Origin of the sequence: Thiohalobacter sp. IOR34 (assembly GCF_030406045.1) — a bacterium.
GTDB lineage: Bacteria > Pseudomonadota > Gammaproteobacteria > Thiohalobacterales > Thiohalobacteraceae.
In genome coordinates, this window is the sequence record NZ_CP128988.1 from 1561183 (window position 1) to 1578392 (window position 17210).

The window sequence follows — 17210 nt, forward strand, 5'->3', positions numbered from 1 at the left end:
AAGAGGTTCCGCCCTACCCTGTAGGAGCGGCCTCCACGCCGCGATTTTGGTGGCCCCCCCATCGCGGCCTGGAGGCCGCTCCTACGGGGCATGGCGGCACAATGTGTTGGCGTAGGAGCGGCCTCCAGGCCGCGATCGGGGGATCCACGGCGGGCAATGTCCGGGGTCAATCGAACAGGCACAAAGCCGGGTTACTAAGACAAACGATAACAAAGCCTCATTCAGAGCTTGCCAGGCGCCCCGGATCAAGGCGTGCTCCGCAGGGAATGGCCCGCCCTTGCCAAGGGGCACAACGCAGAGCCGGGGCGCCTGGCAAGCTCCCTGCGGGCGGGCCTCTGGACGGCCATCCGCAACGTTGCAATGGCTTGACAGGGAATCACCCTGCCGGCGCCATTGCGCCTTGCGGGCTGATCGTCCAGAGACCCGCTGAATGAGGCTTTGTTATCGTTTGTCTTAGTACGAGTTCCCGATCCATTTGCCAGCCTGCACGCCGATCATGCGGGCCGCCTTGGTTCGAGGGGGATCGCTCAAGATGCGCAACCCCATTCGGCCTGACATCGAATACGGCAGAGGCGCTGCTGGCGGCCGCGGCCGTCAGCGCGCCTCAGGCGCCACAGCAGCGTTTGTACTTCTGCCCGCTGCCGCAGGGACAGGGATCATTGCGGCCGGGCTTTACCCGGCCCGTTTCCCTGGCGAGCTGGGTGCAGCGGTAACGGTAGTCGATGCGGGTATGGTCGCTGGCCGGGCCGAGGCCGCTGACCTCCACCGCCCAGTCGAGGACATCGCCGCGCACCACCCGGATCGGCTCGCGGAAGGGAAAGAACGCCTGCTTCCAGTGCGTCGCCGGCCGGTCGGGGGCGGTGGACAGGGTTTCTCCGCCCAGCGCCGCCTCGAACCAGCCGGCCATGCCGTGCAGGGTGCCGCTGCGGCGGATCTGGAGATAACCGCGCCACTGGTAGTCGTCGCCGCGCCAGGTGGCGAGATCCACCGGTGTCAGCTCCGCCGGCGCCGCCAGCAACTGGCCCGGGCGGATGGGCTCCACCATGATCTTGCCCGCGAACAGATCGAAGGCCGGCGAGAAATCCACCCCGCCGGGACGGTCGCGCCAGAAGGCGAGCTTGGCGTAGCTCTGCGGCGCCTCCGCCGGGGCGACGAAGAGCCGGATGGCGTTCGGCAGCAACCGGCCTTCCGGCTTGAGCAGGCGGTCGCGGGCGTCGGGCAGGAAACGCAGCAGGTTCTCATCGAGGGCGAAACTGCCGAGGGTCTCCGAGACCAGCAGATCCACCCGCTCCGGCAGCTCCACCTCCAGGGAATTGGCGCGGATGAACTCGATGCGGTCTTCGACGCCGTTGACGCGGGCCACCTCCCGCGCCAGCTCGATGGCTTCGGTCTGCTCGATCGCATAGACCCGCGCCGCGCCCGCCTGCAGCGCCCAGATGCCGAGGATGCCGGTCCCCGCGCCGAGATCCACCACGCTGTCACCGGGCCGCACGCTGCGCTGGATCGCCCGGCGGAAGGCCTCCATGCGGACCCGATCCGAGAGCATCTGGTAGTAATGGTCATAACCGACCTGGGCGGACTGAAACATGGCAGCGACGAGCGGAAGCCGTATCGATATCAAGGGAGGCACAGTTTAGCATGGCCGCTGGCGTGGGCCCGCCGGCCGGGCGAAGCGGCGGGCTGGCCCGGATTCCAGCATCGCGCTACCATTTGCGGAGCGAAGGGATTGACCCGCCCCGCGGGCGCCTCCCCTTCCTGCGCGGAGTCTGCTACCAAGACAACGACAACAAGAAACCGTCCCTCGAAGGGACAAGGAGCATCGAGGATGGAGATTCAAACCCGGCATGCGGCGCGGAACGCCGCTCTCGGCCTGTTCCTGTGCGCACTGAACGGCCAGGCTTTCGCATCGACCACCCCCTATATCGAGGATTTCGGCAATAACTCGAACCTGTTCCTGGTCGACGTCTATGGCGGCAATGGTGATCGGTTGGCCAGCTATCGGGTCAATGGCGGCCGCACCGCCTACGACCCGAACACGGGAACGGGAACAGGCATCGCCGATATCACCACCGAGGACACGCCGACCTGGTCAAGCGCGTCGCTGTCCACCGCAACTGGCGGGATCCGCCTGAGCATCGCCTCCATCGCCACCCATCCCAATGGCAGCCTGCACCTGACGGGATTGATGGACTGGGGACTGCTCGGCGTGTCCGTCCAGGCCTTCGAGATGGACTGGGCCGTGGACTACCTGTATGACCTCGGAAACGACGTCACCACCTTCAGTTACCGCACGCTGGACAGCGACGGCGACGGCGTTCCTGGCACTGCATTCCTGTCGGGGGCCTTGACGGGTTTCAGTCTGGATTTCCACGGGGACTCGACCTTCCTGGCTTACGTGGACCCTCAGTACCCAACCTACGTGCCCCTGCCAGCCAGTCTGTGGCTGATGGGCTCGGGCCTTGCCGCCCTGGCTGGCCTGCTGCGCCGGCGCAACATACAGACCCTGAACGGATAATATTCCGCCACCAGCTTTGGATAACGATCAGAGTTCAGCCTGGCATTTGGATCTGGACAGCGGAAAAAAGGGGGGGACAGAGGAATGAACTTTATTAACCCGGCAACTAAATATGCCGTATTCAGCCGCCGTGTGCCTGCCTGCGGCAAGGCATCGAAACACCGCCGTAGCATGCCTACGGCAAGGTTCGATAACGCCGCCCGCAGGCAGGCACACGGCTGCCGAACCCATTGAATCATGGAATGACCGGGGTTTCAGGCCTGCCCCGGTCCGGCGTTCCAGCCCTTGACAAGGAGACCGACCCTTGCCGGCGGACCGCGCCTTGTCCCGGAACAGGCCTGAAGCCCTGAACACGGCATATTTAGTTGCCGGGTTAATAGGAGATGGGAATCTAAATTTTCTCCCAAAGGCATCGGACTGGTACCGCGTACAGATCATCCCCAAAGGGCATCACAGCCTCGCCGTCATAGAGCACCACGCCTCCAGCAAAGCGTTGAGCTGCAGCCTGCTTGAGTCTGCGCAGTCCCCGAAAATCTGAGGCCGTTACCGTGGCCGCTGCCTTGACCTCGACACCGGCAACCCGCTGGCCGCTCGTTTCCAGCACGATATCTACTTCGGCGCCATCCTTGTCGCGGAAATGGTAAAAGTTGATGGCATCTTCCCACCCGCTTGCCTGGCGGCGTAATTCCTGAAACACGAAAGTTTCCAATAGCTGGCCCAGCAGCGTACGATCGGACTTCAGTGCTGCTACGTCTACCCCCAGCAACGCACAGGCAAGACCGGTGTCACCCAAGTGCAGCTTGGGGGTCTTGATCAGGCGACGCAGGCGGTTATTGTGCCAGGGCTGCAGTTCTTCCAGCAGGAACACGCGTGTCAGCAGCGTGATGTAGTCACGTATGGTCTGCCGGCTGAGCTGGAATGGCGCTGCCAGATCACTCACATTGAGCAGCCGGGCGGTCTGTCCGGCGGCCAGCGTCAACAAACGCGGCAAGGCATCCAGTAACCGGATACGCGCCAGATCCCGTACGTCGCGTTGCACCAGCGTTTCGATGTAATCGCGGTACCAGGCGGCCCGCCGGCGTGGGGCCTGGCGGGCAAGCGCCGCAGGATAACCGCCTGCGACAATCCGTTCGGGCAGCTCGTCGCCAAGACGGGGCCAGTTACCCATTTCGAATCCCGCCCCGAACAGCGTGTTCAGAAACGTGGGTAGCGTTCTCGCCAGCTCCACCTGGGCTAACGGGTGCAGTCGCAGGATCTCCATGCGCCCCGCCAGGGAATCAGCGAGTTTCGGTACCAGCAGCACGTTGGCAGAGCCGGTGAGCAGGAACCGGCCCGGTGTGCGGTCGCGGTCCACGGTGCTTTTCAGGGCAGTGAACAGTTCGGGAACCCGCTGCACCTCATCGAGTATGGCCCGCCCCGGCAAATCCCCGACAAAACCCAGCGGGTCCTCCCGAGCAGCGGCAAGTGCAACATCATCATCGAAACTGAAGTACGCATACCCCCTTGCCTCACCCACCATACGCGCCAATGTGGTCTTACCACACTGGCGCGGCCCGTGGATCAGAACGACAGGGGTATCGGCCAACGCCTCATCGAGGCGCGGCTCCACCAGGCGGGGGTAAATTTCGGGATTGGCCATGTCGGCTAATCGTAACTTTAGTTATCGGCTAATTGCAAGTTTTGCTACCGTCCAATCGTAACTTTATAGCACGGCTGATTGTAACTTTCTGGCCAAGCTCTACAGGCCGGGAAGGAGGTATCAGGTGATGGCACTGCCATCACCTCAGTGACCACGAATTTCCTTCACACCTGGAAATCGAAATTTCCTCGAAAGCCCGCACGTTGCCCCACGCTGTCACTGTTGAAAAACCAACGCCAGTCTCCCCTCCCAGACCGCGCGCTGACACAGCGTTATTCTTTTTTCTGAGCTGATGTGTTCAAAAAAAATGCGCGACCGCAATAGGAATTCGCCCAGCCGCAGTGGCCGAGCAATTCACAACCCAGAATCCCCTCGGCACCCACCAAGAAGCCTTTCTCCGCTCCAGACTCACCATCAGATCCGATCGCGGTGAGACCGGCTGTCCTTGGCGTGGGTATCGAAAACCACCAGATGCACGATCCGCCCCTCCCAGTGCAAGGCCGCGCCGCGGATCCCCTCGCCGGTCAGTCGCAGGTCCTCGCCGAGACCCACGGTGGGCAGCGCCTGCGCTTCGGCCTGCGCCACCTGGTCCAGGAACGGCCAGGGGTCGAGCCGCGGCGGGATGTGGCGGCGGCCGTCGGCGCGTTGTTGCCATTCGATGGCATCGAGCGCGTAGCTCCGCACCAGTTTGGGCAGGCTGGCCGCCAGTGTCTCGGGATGGTCGAACAGCTCCAGCCCGCGCAGGCGGTGGCCGACGGCGAACAGGGCACCGGTCTGCCCGGGCTCGGGCGGGAACGCCCGCACATGGTCCTCGACGTCCTGCCCGTAGCGTTCGAAGAGGTCGGCCATGGCCTCCGTGGGGGAGTCGACGTCCAGGCGGCGCGCCTTCTCGCTGATGCCTTCCCATACGGCGTACTGGTCGGCATGGAAACCGCCTCCATGGCTGCGTGAGGCGCACACCTGGGCGAGCTTATCGGCCCGTGCCTCGGCGAACTGGGTGCGGCCCGCGGGCCGGAATTGGCGCTCGCGCCAGGCCCAGCGCCCGGCCTCGACGCAGGTGACCGGCAGGCGGGTCTTGCCCGGTGGGGCCAGCACGCTGAGATTGAGCACCCGGTTCTGCTTGGCGCCGATCAGCTCCTCGCCGTCGAGCAGCAGCACCGGCTGTTTTCCGTGATTGACGAGCAGCAGCTCGGGCACCTGCCCACCTTCGGAGACCTCGGTGATCTCCACCTCGCCAGCGGCGATGGCTTCTTCGAGCAAGCGGTAACCGGGGCGTGCGTCGGGGGCGGCGGATCCAAACAGCGAATACAGTGTCAGCCCCTCGAAGGTGCGGGGGCGGCCCAGGCGCAGAGTGCCGATGAGTTCAGCCAGTCGTTTCATCGTCGTTCCTCCTTCGTCGGTGTGTCTGCAACGAAAGAGGGACGGGCGGCCGGTTTTCTTACAGGTGTTCTCTCCCGCCTCCCTTGCCTGTCCGTTTCATCGGCTTGCCGGCAGGTGGTCGATGCGCAGGCGGGCCGTGCGGCCGCGATGCAGGAAGAGCTCGGCGTGCCCGTAGGGGAGCACGAACCAGGCCATCCCGGCGAGATCGTCCCGGCCGTGGTCGAGGGGCTGCCGGCGGATCGCCTCCCGTTCCGGGATGAGCGTCGCCTCGCCGTCCGTCACCGGTGCCCGGTCCGGCCCTTCGCTGACCTGCACGACCAGGAAGATGCGCAAGCCGGCGCGGCGCACCGCGAGCGCCAGCGTGAGCTCGCCGAAGTGCAGCGCCAACTCGTCTGTCACTCCGTATGCCATGTCATAGGCGAGTGCTGCTTCACGAACTGCCACATCCACGTCCGGAGTCTCCGTCTGCCGAAGTGTCGGGTTGCCCTCGCGGTCGCGCCCCACCTCGATCCGGCCGAGATCCGTGGCCGGCGGCCGGCCGCTGAATGCCTTCAGCAGCGGCGCCGTCCAGTCGTCCGTGAGGGGTTCCGTGGCTGGTTTCTTCTCCGGAACCGCCGACTCGCTAGAAAGCGCGGGTGAAACCTGCCTGTAGAAAAGACTGTCCCGGCTTTCCGTCAGGGGTCCCCTTTCCGGGGCCTCGGGAGGAACCGCGCTTTCCATCCGGCGCGAGAACGCCTGCCAGGCGGCGAGGCGTTCCCGGCAGAAGGGGCAGGCGTCCAGGTGTGCCTGCCAAGGCGCCTCGAGCCTCTCCCCGTCGCGGGCCGCGATCAGGCGTTCGTCCGGAAGGTGCCGCTCGAGCAGGTTCATGTCTCCCCTCCCCGCCGCACGAGGGCCTCGACCAGGTCGGCGCACAGGCGTTCGAGCCAGGAAGCCAGCCGCTGCTCGGCCCGCAGCAGCGCCACCCCGACATGGTTCACGGTCATGCCTTCGGCCTCGGCGATCTCGCGGTAGCTCTGCCCCTGCCGGTGGCGGCGGTGAACGAGTTGCCGGTCACGCAACGAGAGGCGCTCCAGTGCGCGGCGCAGACAGGCCATCAGCGACCAGCGGTCCTGGACATCCAGCTCCGGGCGGTGTTCGCCTTCGTCGATGGGTGGATATGGCTCCGGCTCCGGATCCACCACTTCCCTTCCCCGCTGGCGCAACTGCTCCAGCATCAGGCGGTGGGCGATGGTGCGCAGGTAGTTCCCGAGCCGGCCCCGGCCGTGCCACTGGCGCAGCCGGCGCCAGTCGTCCTCGTACAGGTGCAGAAAGACCTGCTGGAACAGCTCACGGGCGGTGGATTCGTCGCTGTGGAAACGGTGCATGGCGATGTCCCGGATGCGCGGGCCGTAGACGCGAAGCAGGACCCGGGCGGCTGCCTCTTCCCCGGCCACCAGCGCGGCGACCAGCGCCTGTTCGGTGGCGTAGGGCGAGAGGTCCTCAGACATGGGACGGGATTCCGGACGTATTCATTACACCGCCACGCTAGCCGATGCCTGCGGCCACGGCAAGCGGGTGTAAGAAATCCCGCGCCACCGCCCTCTTCCTGGATGTGAGAACACACAAACCGGGAGGAACCCTCATGCCACGCAAAACGTCTGCTGCCGAGAAGTCACTGATCGAGGCGATCCGCGAGTACCATCTGTTCGAGAAGGTGCCGGAACACGAGTTCACCCGCCTGCGCCCTGGCCAGATCAAGCCGCCCTTCGACCGGGCGCTGGTGGAGCGCGCCATCCGCCACTACATGGCCCACCACCGGCCCTGGCTGCCGCTTGCCCGGTCCGAGGACACCTACGACAGCATCTGGACCGCCGAGCCCATCGAAGGTGGCTACCGGATCCGCCAGGGTGCGCCGGACGAGGACCCCTACGCGGCGCTCGACGCCTGGATCGGGGCGGTGTGTGAGACCACCGAGGCCGTCCTCAAGGGCGAGCGGCCGCTGCTGCCCAGCGACGACAGCATGGTTTCAGAGCTGGTCGAGAGATGCATCGAATCCTTCGAGGAAGAGATCGACTACTATCTGGAGCATCCGGAGGAAACCCCGGTGCCGGCCGAGGTCCTGCAGGACTGGGACGAACTCGATCCGGCCCAGCGCTTCGAATGGATCACCGCCCATTACGCCGCCCATCCCGAAGGGCTGGACTACCTCTCCGAGTACGTCACCGAGTCACCCGCCCACTGCATGCCGGCGGAGCTGGATCCGGACTGGGGTCCGGCCGAGGCCCTGGGCGCCGGTCCCATCGAATTCCCGATCGGCTGGGTGAACGTGGTGCTCGACGCCGGCATCCACGGCGATGCCACCGAGGTTGTCGTCAAGCCGCGCCTGGCGCTGACCTTCCTGCAGGTGTGGCTGGACGACAACGAGAAGGGTGTGCGCATCCTGCTGGCGGGGTGACTTTCGGATCCGCAGTTACATCACCTGCAGATTGTCCTCCACCCGCAGCCGGATGCCGTGGTTCCGGACCACCTGTTCCCATCGGGAGAAGCCAGCCGGTGGCTGATACGCGTGCTGCACGGGATCGTATTTTCCCTCGATGCCCGTCATGCGGTACATGCTGTCGGTAGCCGCAGCCTTGACACCGTCGTCGGTGTTTCGGGATCCGGCATAGAAATCGTTGCCGGGCCAGGAGACGTGGTCCCAGGCCACCAGGCTGAACAGCCGGCAGCCTTCGAACCCGTCATCGCCCTCTTCGAAGACGTTCACACGGCTGAGCGGCGGATGACTGCGGCCTTTCATGAGCGGCCTGATCCGATAGACGAGTGATCGGCCGATACGCCAGGCATGGTTGTCCGTTCCCTCGTAGGGATCATAGTGGACCTGTCGGAGGCTCGGCCAGCGTGGTGCATGGGTTTCCAGCAGGCGATGCAATGTCTTGCCCAGCAGAGCATGCAGACCCGTGAAACGACCCGAGAACTGGCCGCATCCAAGTCCGGGCACCGTCACGACAGCACCGGTACCGTATGACGCTGCCACGTCTTCGATGGCATCGAACACCGGCACGAGACGACGTTCGTACAGGCGATAGTAGGCAGCCGGATCCAGCGCGCCCTCGGGCGCCACCTCGGTCCGGTCCGGAGAAGGTATCTGCCCCAGGTCCCGGAGCAGCGCCCCCGGCACGAAGGCCAGGTGCGCCGAAAACGGTGGCTCGTGCACGACCGGATCGTGCCATTCGCCATCGTCGAAGACGGTGACAGGCACCAGGCAGGCGATGTCGCCGAGCAGCGCAAACTCCTCCGCCGTCCAGTCGCTGCCGTCGCCGGCCACGGCCGATTCGGCGAAGATGCAGGGTTTCTTGGTGAGAAGAAGACTGCGAAGCAGATCTTCTGGGGAATCCGGCCATCCACCCGCCTTGTCGAGTTCCATGGCCAAATAATGGCCGGGACGTGCACGACCGGCACGCAGGGCGTCCAGCAACCGACCCGCCCGGTCACGGATCGCGGATGGCACGAGCCAGCGATAGCACGGTGTTTTCGTCAATGCACCCCTTCCTTCCCAGTGCTTCCAGAGTCCGGCCATGATGAGTGGGTTGGTGTCTTTCCATTTTCCCACCCGACGGTCCAGGTGCCGGACGGGACGGGCACGCTGCCCGTTCTTTGTGCGTGGCCCGCGCTGGCCCGGTTCATCGATGCGCAGATTAGCCCGCATATTGCACGAAGGCGGCCTTGCATGCGTAATTTTTCCGGTATTTATCAAGGCAGTGATTCCCTATGCGGGCAATTGTGCCCTGTTACAGTTTGTGCCTATTCGAGTTCAGACCAAATCTGGCGGCGCATTTTACCCGATCCCCCTTGAACCCTAGCGACGGCTATGCTTCCACGGGCGATCGAACAAACTGCTTGGCCAGATTCGCCCTGAAACTCGAATCCTTCGTGCAATATGCGGGTTAGACAGAAAAAAGCGCCCTGTCAGGCCCTTTGGTCATGGATGGCGATACATAGACATCCCGGATCAATGGCTGCTGACTATCCGCTGACCACTGCTTACCGGAAATCCCCGGAAACCGCCGCTGCCCAAATGTTCCTGATACCCTCCTGTTGACATATTGGCAACACCGCCCTATGGTTGCCAATATGTCAACAGGAGGGCTGTATGCACGTCATCTCGAAGCGTCCCTTCAACGAAGCGGCCAGGGCACACCCCAATCACAGGCAAGCCCTGGAAGATCTGTACAGGGTGCTTCGAAAAAGCGCGTTCGGTTCCCCTGAGGAGATGCGGCGTATATTCCCGTCGCTGGACAATTTCAGGTACAAGGACAAATGGTGGGTCATCGATGTCGCCGGCAATCATCTGCGCATCATCGCCTTCATCCAATTCGTCCACAACCGTTCGTATGTGAAACACATCCTCTCCCATGCGGAGTACGACAAACTCTGCAAGCGCTATGCACGAGGTGATTTGAAATGACAGCCATGGCTTTTAAAGATGCCTGCCACAGCTTTGCCCGGGCTGCGGCGCCTTATTATCACATCACTGATGATAAGCACTACAAGGAAGCGCTTGCCTTGATCGAGGAGCTTCTCGAAGAGGCGGCCGACTCCCCGGATGACCCGCTGAATGCGGTCATCGAAATGCTGAGCCATGCCATTGAAACCTACGAGAACAAGGATGAGGAACTGGTGGCATTCGAAAAGCGGGCGATGGATCTGCCCGCTGATGTGGCCATGCTCAGGCTGCTGATGGACCAGCATGGCCTGGGGACCGCCGATCTGCCGGAAATCGGCTCCAAGTCGATGGTATCGCGGGTACTGTCGGGCCAGCGTAGTTTGAACAAGAAGCACATCCAGGCACTGGCGGAACGATTCGGCATCGATCCGGGGTTGTTTTTCTGAAAAAAAACCAGCCCGGGAAGATTCGGACCCAAGGTACGGATTCCGTTGCGGAACCTGCGCGTGACCTCTTGAGGGAAATCAACATGTTACCTGCCAGCCCAAAAGGGTACGTGTCGCTTTCCGAGGGTTGGAACGAGGAATTTCGCGGCCGGAGATCAAGCAGCACAGCAAGACACCTGGTTCATACGCTAGCCCGGATACTGCATCAGGACCCCGGATGATGGCGTGGCTGGACCCGCCGGGGATCGCGGCCTGGAGGCCGCTCCTACGGGGAATGGCGGCACAATATGTTGTCGTAGGAGCGGTCTCCAGGCCGCGATCGAGGCGCAAGGGGTACCCGCCATCCTGCCACCCCGGCCCACGGAGTCTGCCCTGGTGCAATATCCGGGCTAGCTAGCTTATGCGCGGTTTTACTTAGCCGCTAACAAAACACTACGCACTCACCATCCGTGTCTGACCGTCGTCACTCCATCACCAGCGAATAGCTCGTGCTGCGCCCACCACCGGGTTCTTTTCGTAATGCGCCGCGCTCGATCAGATCGAGTATGTCGCGGTATGCCGTATCCTGCGAGCACTTTGCAATCTTTGCCCATTTCGAGGTGGTGAGCTTTCCTTCGAAACCGTCCAGCAGCCGGTTCAGAACCTTGATTTGTCGTTCATTCAAGGGTTCTTTGGCAAAGCGCTCCCAGAAGCGCGCCTTCTGCAGTACCTGGCTCAACGTCTCTTGCGCCCCCTCGATGGCACGAAGGAGGCAGTTCAGAAACCAGTCCTGCCACCGCGTCACATCGAGTTCGCCTTTCTGGGTCCATTCCAGCGTGTCGTAATAGGCTTTGTGTTCCTTGCGGATTTGTGCCGACATGCTGTAGAAGCGCTGGCCTGTTTTCTCCGAACGGGCGAGCGCCATGTCCGCAATCGCCCGGGCGATACGTCCGTTGCCGTCATCAAACGGATGGATGGTGACGAACCACAGGTGCGCCAGTCCCGCGACCAGCAGTGGGTCCGTATCTCCAGGCCGCTCAAACCAGCGCAGGAATCTTGCCATTTCACCGGGTATGCGGTCTGCCGGTGGTGCCTGATAGTGGACCGTCTCCCTGCCGACCGGGCCGGACACAACCCGCATGGGGCCGTCGCTGTCGTCACGCCATTGCCCCACCCGGATTTTGGTCATCCCGCTCCGGCCGGTTGGGAACAGCGAGGCGTGCCAGGCAAACAGTCGCTCCTCGGTCAGCGGTAGTGCATGGTTGCCCGTTGCATCCAGCATCATCTCGACGACGCCTTCGACATCGCGGTCGGCAGGGACCAAGCCGCCGATATCCATGCCGAGCCGGCGCGCGATGGAGGATCTGACTTGTTCGGGGTCCAGCCTCTCGCCTTCGATTTCGCTGGATTTGACCACGTCCTCGGTCAGGGTGCGGAGATGGGCTTCACTGCGGAGGTCAAAGCCCAGCGCCTCCATCTTGCCCAGCAGCCGTCCTTGTTCCCTGGATACGCGTGCGAGCAACCTGGAGAGGCTTGTTTCATCCCAGGTAAAGGCGGGCCAATCCGGTTTTTCCCATAGGTACATCTTACAATCTCCGCAATATATGCGGATATTATGGCCACTATTCTCCGCAAAGACAAGGACAATCTCCGCGCGTTACGCGGAGAAAACAACCGCTATTCTCCGCAATATCCGCATCCATCACCTCGATGGCGGATCCCTCATCACGGGGAGACGTGCGGAAAAAGCCGGACATGGCACTCTCGGCGCTGTGGTACCTAGGTAAGGAAAACGTCGATGCCGAAGTCGTCAGGCGTATCCGGGAAGGATTGAGCGAAGAGGCGTTCGAAAGACTACGTGCTTCCAGCATGCCGGCCTGGATGGCCAGCACAATCGATCAATACGGTCGGGAACCGGCCGTTTCCGGGCCCAATAAGTCAGAAAGTTTCTTTACAACACATATACTTACGCAGAATCTCAGAACCAGACTCGAGCCCCACACCCTCTTGTATTTTGTCAGAAAAAATGCTAGTTTTTCTGATACTCATAGGAGGCTGAACGATGTCCGTCGCAGAAGGGGTCAAAAAGCGCATCCAGAGAATCCCACGGGGTGAACCCTTCACCAACGCCCATTTCCTCAAGCTCGGCTCGCGCGCAGCGGTCGACAAAGCCCTGTCGCGTCTGGTCAAGGAAGGTGTCATTCAGCGGGTTGCCCGTGGGGTATTCGTGCGCCCGAAGAAAAGTCGCTTCGTCGGCAGCGTGATGCCGGAGGTATCCCGTGTCCTTGAGGTCATCGCCCGGGATCATGGTGAAACCATTCAGATCCATGGCGCAGAGGCCGCACGGCGTTTCAAGCTCAGCACCCAGAGCCCCACCATGCCGGTGTACTACACCAGCGGTCCGACACGCGAGATCCGGATCGGAAATCTGAAGGTCAAGCTCTTGCACACCACGAGCCGCCGCAGGCTGCAACATGCCGGGAAAAAGCCGGGCATGGCGCTCTCGGCGCTGTGGTACCTGGGCAAGGAAAACGTCGATGCCGAAGTCGTCAGGCGTATCCGGGAAGGATTGAGCGAAGAGGAGTTCGAAAAACTGCGTGCTTCCAGCATGCCAGCCTGGATGGCCAGTGCAATCGAACAATACGGTCGGGAAGCCTCCCATGGCTGAGGCCTGGATGGAACTTCCGGAAGGAGACCGGAAAGACATCCTCCAGGCCGCTGCCGCGGCGCTTGGCCGTCAGTCTGCGGTATTGGAAAAGGACATCTGGGTCTGCTGGGTATTGCAGACCCTGTTCTCCATCCCTGATGCCCATCCCATGGCGTTCAAGGGTGGCACCTCGCTTTCCAAAGTCTACCAGGTCATCGATCGCTTTTCGGAAGACGTCGACATCACGCTCGACTACCGGCATTTCAAAGACGAATTCGATCCGTTCGCCGGGAACGCCAGCAAGACCCAGATCAGGAAATACAGTGACCGCCTCAAGGGCTATGTGAAAACGTATGCAAACGAAATCATTGTGCCCGCCATTCGGCAGGCGCTGGAGAATATACCCAGCGCCGATCATCACACCGTCGAAGTCGACGAAACCGGTGAAAAGATCTGGATCAGCTTCCCCTCCGTGACGGAATCTCACGACGAATATCTCAAAAGCCAGGTGCTCATCGAGCTGGGTGGCCGCAACGTCATCGATCCCAATGAGCGTCATTGGATTTCGCCCGACGTGGCAGAACTGACGCCAGGGGTCACCTACCCCGCCAGCGAGGTGGTAGTGCTTTCACCGGAACGAACCTTCTGGGAGAAGGCGACCCTGATTCATGTCGAGTGTCATCGTGGTCAACTCAAGGCAAGCGCCGAGAGGCTCTCAAGACACTGGTATGACCTGGTCATGCTGGCACAGCATGTCTCCGGTCGGAGAGCTATCGACAATCGTGAACTGTTTGAAGATGTCGTCCATCACAAGCAGGTCTTTTTCAATGCCAGCTATGCCAACTACGAGGCCTGCCTCGAAGGGCGGCTCAGGCTACTTCCCGAAGCCGGGATACTCGGGGCACTGCAAGCAGACTACGAGGAAATGATCCGCGCCGGCATGATGTACCAACAGGCTCCGTCCTTCGACGAGATCGTGGACGCTGTTCGCCGGCTGGAGAGAGAGATCAACACTTGGTGACGCAATAAGCGGCTTTCAACGCTTGATAAACCAACAGCCTCACCGAATGACCTGAGGAGTGACCACAGATATGATCTACCCGAGCGCGAACCCTCACTCACGCGGAAACCGGCCGGGTTGCCGTTCCTGTTTGATTACCCGTTTCAGGGCCTGCATTGCTCCTCCCTCAGAATAACGAACCTACAGCATTGAGGAACCTATCCGGTAACCCATGGCCAAGTAGCCACGTTGGCGCTTGTCCCACATGCGGCTGAGTTGCGGGTGGTCCATTTCCGCATAGTCATAGATTCGCACGTCCAGCTTGTCGGCATGCGCCCGGTGCAGGCGGCCGGCATACTGCTGCAGCGTACCCTTCCACGAGATCGGCATGGCGAGCACCAGAGTATCGAGAGGCGGGTGATCGAACCCTTCGCCGATCAGTCGGCCAGTGGCGAGCAGAACCCGTGGCGTGGACTCCTCCAGCGCTTCCAGCTCGGCATATACCGCCATCCGCTGTTTCTTCGGTAAACGTCCGTGCAGGACGAAACAACGTTCGATTTCATCGCCCAGCATCTCCCGCAATAGCGGCAGATGGTTCGCCCGCTCGGTAAGCACCAGCACCTTGCGGCCTGCCCGGTACGCGGCCAGGATGTCGTCAGCGATGCGCCGGTTACGTTCGGCATCGTTCACGAGAATGCGGAATACTTCCTGAATCGTCGCATCCGCCGGGATGCCCGGGACGGACAGATAGCGGGACCAGACTTCCAGCTTCACCGGAGCTGTTTCGGGGCTGGCGGCGGTATGGCGAACCGGCCCGCACTGCATGAAAATGATCGGGTGATGGCCATCACGCCGCATGGGGGTCGCGGTCAGGCCCACGACATAGCGAGCCCTAACCTGCTTGAGAATGGCCTCGAAGGAGAAGGCGGAGAGGTGGTGGCACTCATCCACGATAATCTGGCCGTAGCTGTCGAGCAGCTCCGCTAAACCATCCCAACGTGTCAACGACTGCATCACGGCGATATCGATTTTGCCGCATGGCTTCTTTTTACCACCGCCGATAAGGCCCAACCCCCCTTCCGGGATGTCCAGAAATGCTCCCAAGCGTTCCTGCCATTGGCGCAGCAGCTCGGTGCGATGAACCAGAACCAGGGTGCTTACCTTGCGTCGGCCGATCAGTGCGGCGGCGGTGACTGTCTTGCCGAAAGCGGTCGGTGCGCAAAGAACGCCGATATCGTGCCTGAGCATCTCCCTTACGGCGGCTTTCTGGTCCTTGCGCAAGGTGCCGGTGAATCGGACGGCCAACTTGTGTCCCGAGAAACGTTCATCCTGGATTTCCGCATGGATATCATTGTCGGCCAGAAGCTTCAACACCGCATCCAGGCAGCCCCTTGGCAGCCCGATATGCCTGGCGTGGTTCTCCGCGCAACCAATGATGCGCGGTTTGTTCCATACCGGCAGGCGCATGGCCTGGGCCTTGTAGAATTCGGGGTTCTGGAAAGCGGCCAGGCGGATGAGCCGATTGGCCAGTGGCTGCGGCAGGTCGCCCTTGGCGATGTAGATCTGGTCGGCCAGCACCAAGGTCAGGGACTCCGGTAATGTTCCCAGAATTTTCTCCGGGGGTGGTGCAGGACGACGCCACGGCTTGTCCTCCTCTCCGTCCGTGGAAAAGGCCACATCCAACGGATGCCTGCCGCCGCTCGCCCTCAGGATGGCGCCTTCCAGCTCGTCAGCAGAGAGTGGCTGTATCGAGGCCAGAAAAGCCCATTGATCCTGATAGGGCACAAGATGGTCATCCACGAAAACGCTGCGCCCCCGTTCACGCGGCTGTTTCTGCAAGGGCAACGCGATCAGATTGCCAAACCCGCCCTTGGGCAAGGTATCCTGGTTCGGGAAAAGACGATCATAGCTGCTCAGGGCCAATTGCCGGCTACGGTTGCAAGTGTGGCTGATCAGCGCGGCACCGAGTTGCCTGGCCTCGCGTGCGGGCACCGCTTCGGCGAAGAAAATCCAGACATGCGCGCCATTGCCAGATCGTGAGATTTCCAATGCTGACGGGATCGACAGCTCCCTGCAAGATTGCATGAAGGCAAGCACATCCTCCCGCCACGCTCCCTTGTCAAAATCGACGGCCAGAAAACAGCAGCGGTCATCAGCCAGCAGCGGGTATACGCCAATGGTGTGTTTGCCGGTCAGATGTTCGTAGATGACCTGGTCGGTCAGAGGCAGCAGCAGTCTCTGATCGCATTGCCCGCATTTCACCCTTGGTTTGTGGCAGATGCCAGGCTGCCATTCGTTGCCACAGGCCGGTGCATAACCGGATGCGCCCTTGGCCGATTCCCAGCGCAGCGGATACACATCCGTGCGCCCCCGGAACAGGCGGCGAAAGAGTGCGATCTTCTCCTCGGATGTCAAGTGAACTGGTCCGGGTCTGTCCACCGCGGGCGTTGGAATGGTCTTGCAAGAGGACGCCTCTTCCCATTCGATGCCATGCTGCTTCAGCAGCGCCTTGAGGCGGGCATTCTCCTCGCGGAGCCGCCTCAACGTCTCCGCGTCATCGTCCCATTCAGGTTTCGGCAAGGCCGTACTCCGCCATCAGATCCCCCATATCATCCGCAACACCCCAACCCCAGTTATGTGCATCTCGCCATACCGCCGACAGGCGTCCCGCCAGGGCAGCCCGCTGTTTGGGGTCCAGAGTACGGATCACCTTCAACGCCTGGTCGAACATGCGTATCAGGGCGTTGAAATAGCTTTCGTCATCCATGCCGCAAAAGCCCAGAAACTCAGCACAGGACTCACAGTAGAACACCGACAGCTCGGCCAACCCCTCGGGGTGGCCGATGGCCTTCCTGTAATCGGCGATCGCCTTTTTGGCCCGGGAGACCGAAATATCCTGGTTGCGCAGCACATCAGGACAAACCCAGCGGTGGATGACGGCCTTGTAGGGCGCCAACACGTCCTCGCCGAGAGCGAAGCGAGCGTGAAGAAAGGCCTGGTTATCCTTGCTGGCACGGTAGAGATCCTGGATCAGTCCAATCAGCGCCGCTTGGTCAAGGGTGGAAAGCCGATGCTTGAGATCCCTCCAGGTGGTTTTTTTGCGAGAGGCTCCAGCCATACTTCCTACCGCTTGCTACTGAAACGTTTGGTACCGGCCAATCGTAACCCTGAATCCATGAGT

Annotated in this window: 15 protein-coding genes; 6 read left to right on the forward strand and 9 right to left on the reverse strand. The window is 61.8% G+C overall.

Translation table 11 applies throughout. The annotated features are described in order from the left end of the window. Window positions 1-604: 604 nt before the first annotated feature. Window positions 605-1588 carry a 50S ribosomal protein L11 methyltransferase gene (locus QVG61_RS07195; RefSeq protein ID WP_289929939.1) on the reverse strand — a complete coding sequence of 328 codons (984 nt, stop codon included), beginning with the start codon at window positions 1586-1588 and terminating at the stop codon, window positions 605-607. Window positions 1589-1825: 237 nt separating this feature from the next. Here QVG61_RS07195 and QVG61_RS07200 point away from each other — a divergent pair, with 237 nt between their 5' ends. After that, complete coding sequence (locus tag QVG61_RS07200) at window positions 1826-2515, forward strand: VPLPA-CTERM sorting domain-containing protein (RefSeq protein WP_289929940.1); 690 nt, start codon at window positions 1826-1828, stop codon at window positions 2513-2515. 391 nt (window positions 2516-2906) lie between these two features. Here QVG61_RS07200 and QVG61_RS07205 read toward each other — a convergent pair whose 3' ends face one another. The 4 genes from QVG61_RS07205 to QVG61_RS07220 all read right to left on the reverse strand — a co-directional run bounded on the left by QVG61_RS07205 (window position 2907) and on the right by QVG61_RS07220 (window position 7021). Next, window positions 2907-4154: an ATP-binding protein gene (locus tag QVG61_RS07205; RefSeq protein ID WP_289929941.1), complete on the reverse strand. Its 1248-nt coding sequence runs from the start codon at window positions 4152-4154 to the stop codon at window positions 2907-2909. Window positions 4155-4568: 414 nt separating this feature from the next. Further along, window positions 4569-5534, reverse strand: a complete 966-nt coding sequence (locus QVG61_RS07210) for a DUF6569 family protein (RefSeq protein WP_289929942.1) — start codon at window positions 5532-5534, stop codon at window positions 4569-4571. 96 nt (window positions 5535-5630) lie between these two features. Next, complete coding sequence (locus QVG61_RS07215) at window positions 5631-6401, reverse strand: hypothetical protein (RefSeq protein WP_289929943.1); 771 nt, start codon at window positions 6399-6401, stop codon at window positions 5631-5633. After that, on the reverse strand, window positions 6398-7021 hold the full coding sequence (locus QVG61_RS07220; protein ID WP_289929944.1) for a sigma-70 family RNA polymerase sigma factor: 624 nt from the start codon (window positions 7019-7021) through the stop codon (window positions 6398-6400). The genes QVG61_RS07215 and QVG61_RS07220 overlap by 4 nt, the downstream gene beginning before the upstream one ends. A 134-nt stretch (window positions 7022-7155) precedes the next feature. Here QVG61_RS07220 and QVG61_RS07225 point away from each other — a divergent pair, with 134 nt between their 5' ends. Next, window positions 7156-7968 (forward strand): hypothetical protein, encoded by an 813-nt coding sequence (locus QVG61_RS07225; RefSeq protein ID WP_289929945.1) that lies wholly within the window; start codon window positions 7156-7158, stop codon window positions 7966-7968. Window positions 7969-7983: 15 nt separating this feature from the next. Here QVG61_RS07225 and QVG61_RS07230 read toward each other — a convergent pair whose 3' ends face one another. After that, the gene (locus tag QVG61_RS07230) at window positions 7984-8937 is read right to left on the reverse strand and encodes a hypothetical protein (protein ID WP_289929947.1); all 954 of its coding nucleotides are present in this window, start codon (window positions 8935-8937) and stop codon (window positions 7984-7986) included. 726 nt (window positions 8938-9663) lie between these two features. Between QVG61_RS07230 and QVG61_RS07235 the strand changes: the two genes are divergently transcribed. Both QVG61_RS07235 and QVG61_RS07240 read left to right on the forward strand, forming a co-directional pair. After that, window positions 9664-9978, forward strand: coding sequence for a type II toxin-antitoxin system HigB family toxin (locus QVG61_RS07235; protein ID WP_289929948.1), 315 nt, complete (start codon window positions 9664-9666; stop codon window positions 9976-9978). Continuing rightward, on the forward strand, window positions 9975-10403 hold the full coding sequence (locus QVG61_RS07240) for a transcriptional regulator (RefSeq protein ID WP_289929949.1): 429 nt from the start codon (window positions 9975-9977) through the stop codon (window positions 10401-10403). The genes QVG61_RS07235 and QVG61_RS07240 overlap by 4 nt, the downstream gene beginning before the upstream one ends. 463 nt (window positions 10404-10866) lie before the next feature. Here QVG61_RS07240 and QVG61_RS07245 read toward each other — a convergent pair whose 3' ends face one another. Beyond that, window positions 10867-11967 (reverse strand): Fic family protein, encoded by a 1101-nt coding sequence (locus QVG61_RS07245; RefSeq protein ID WP_289929950.1) that lies wholly within the window; start codon window positions 11965-11967, stop codon window positions 10867-10869. Between the two features lie 477 nt (window positions 11968-12444). On the opposite strand from QVG61_RS07245, the gene QVG61_RS07250 reads away from it, so the two are divergent. Both QVG61_RS07250 and QVG61_RS07255 read left to right on the forward strand, forming a co-directional pair. Further along, window positions 12445-13050, forward strand: a complete 606-nt coding sequence (locus QVG61_RS07250; RefSeq protein WP_289929951.1) for a DUF6088 family protein — start codon at window positions 12445-12447, stop codon at window positions 13048-13050. After that, window positions 13043-14050: a nucleotidyl transferase AbiEii/AbiGii toxin family protein gene (locus QVG61_RS07255; RefSeq protein WP_289929952.1), complete on the forward strand. Its 1008-nt coding sequence runs from the start codon at window positions 13043-13045 to the stop codon at window positions 14048-14050. The genes QVG61_RS07250 and QVG61_RS07255 overlap by 8 nt, the downstream gene beginning before the upstream one ends. 180 nt (window positions 14051-14230) lie before the next feature. Here the strand turns inward: QVG61_RS07255 and QVG61_RS07260 are convergent, their stop codons facing one another. Then, complete coding sequence (locus QVG61_RS07260) at window positions 14231-16609, reverse strand: DEAD/DEAH box helicase (protein WP_289929953.1); 2379 nt, start codon at window positions 16607-16609, stop codon at window positions 14231-14233. After that, window positions 16596-17147 carry a hypothetical protein gene (locus QVG61_RS07265; RefSeq protein ID WP_289929954.1) on the reverse strand — a complete coding sequence of 184 codons (552 nt, stop codon included), beginning with the start codon at window positions 17145-17147 and terminating at the stop codon, window positions 16596-16598. Before QVG61_RS07265 ends, QVG61_RS07260 begins: the two co-directional genes overlap by 14 nt. Window positions 17148-17210: the final 63 nt, after the last annotated feature.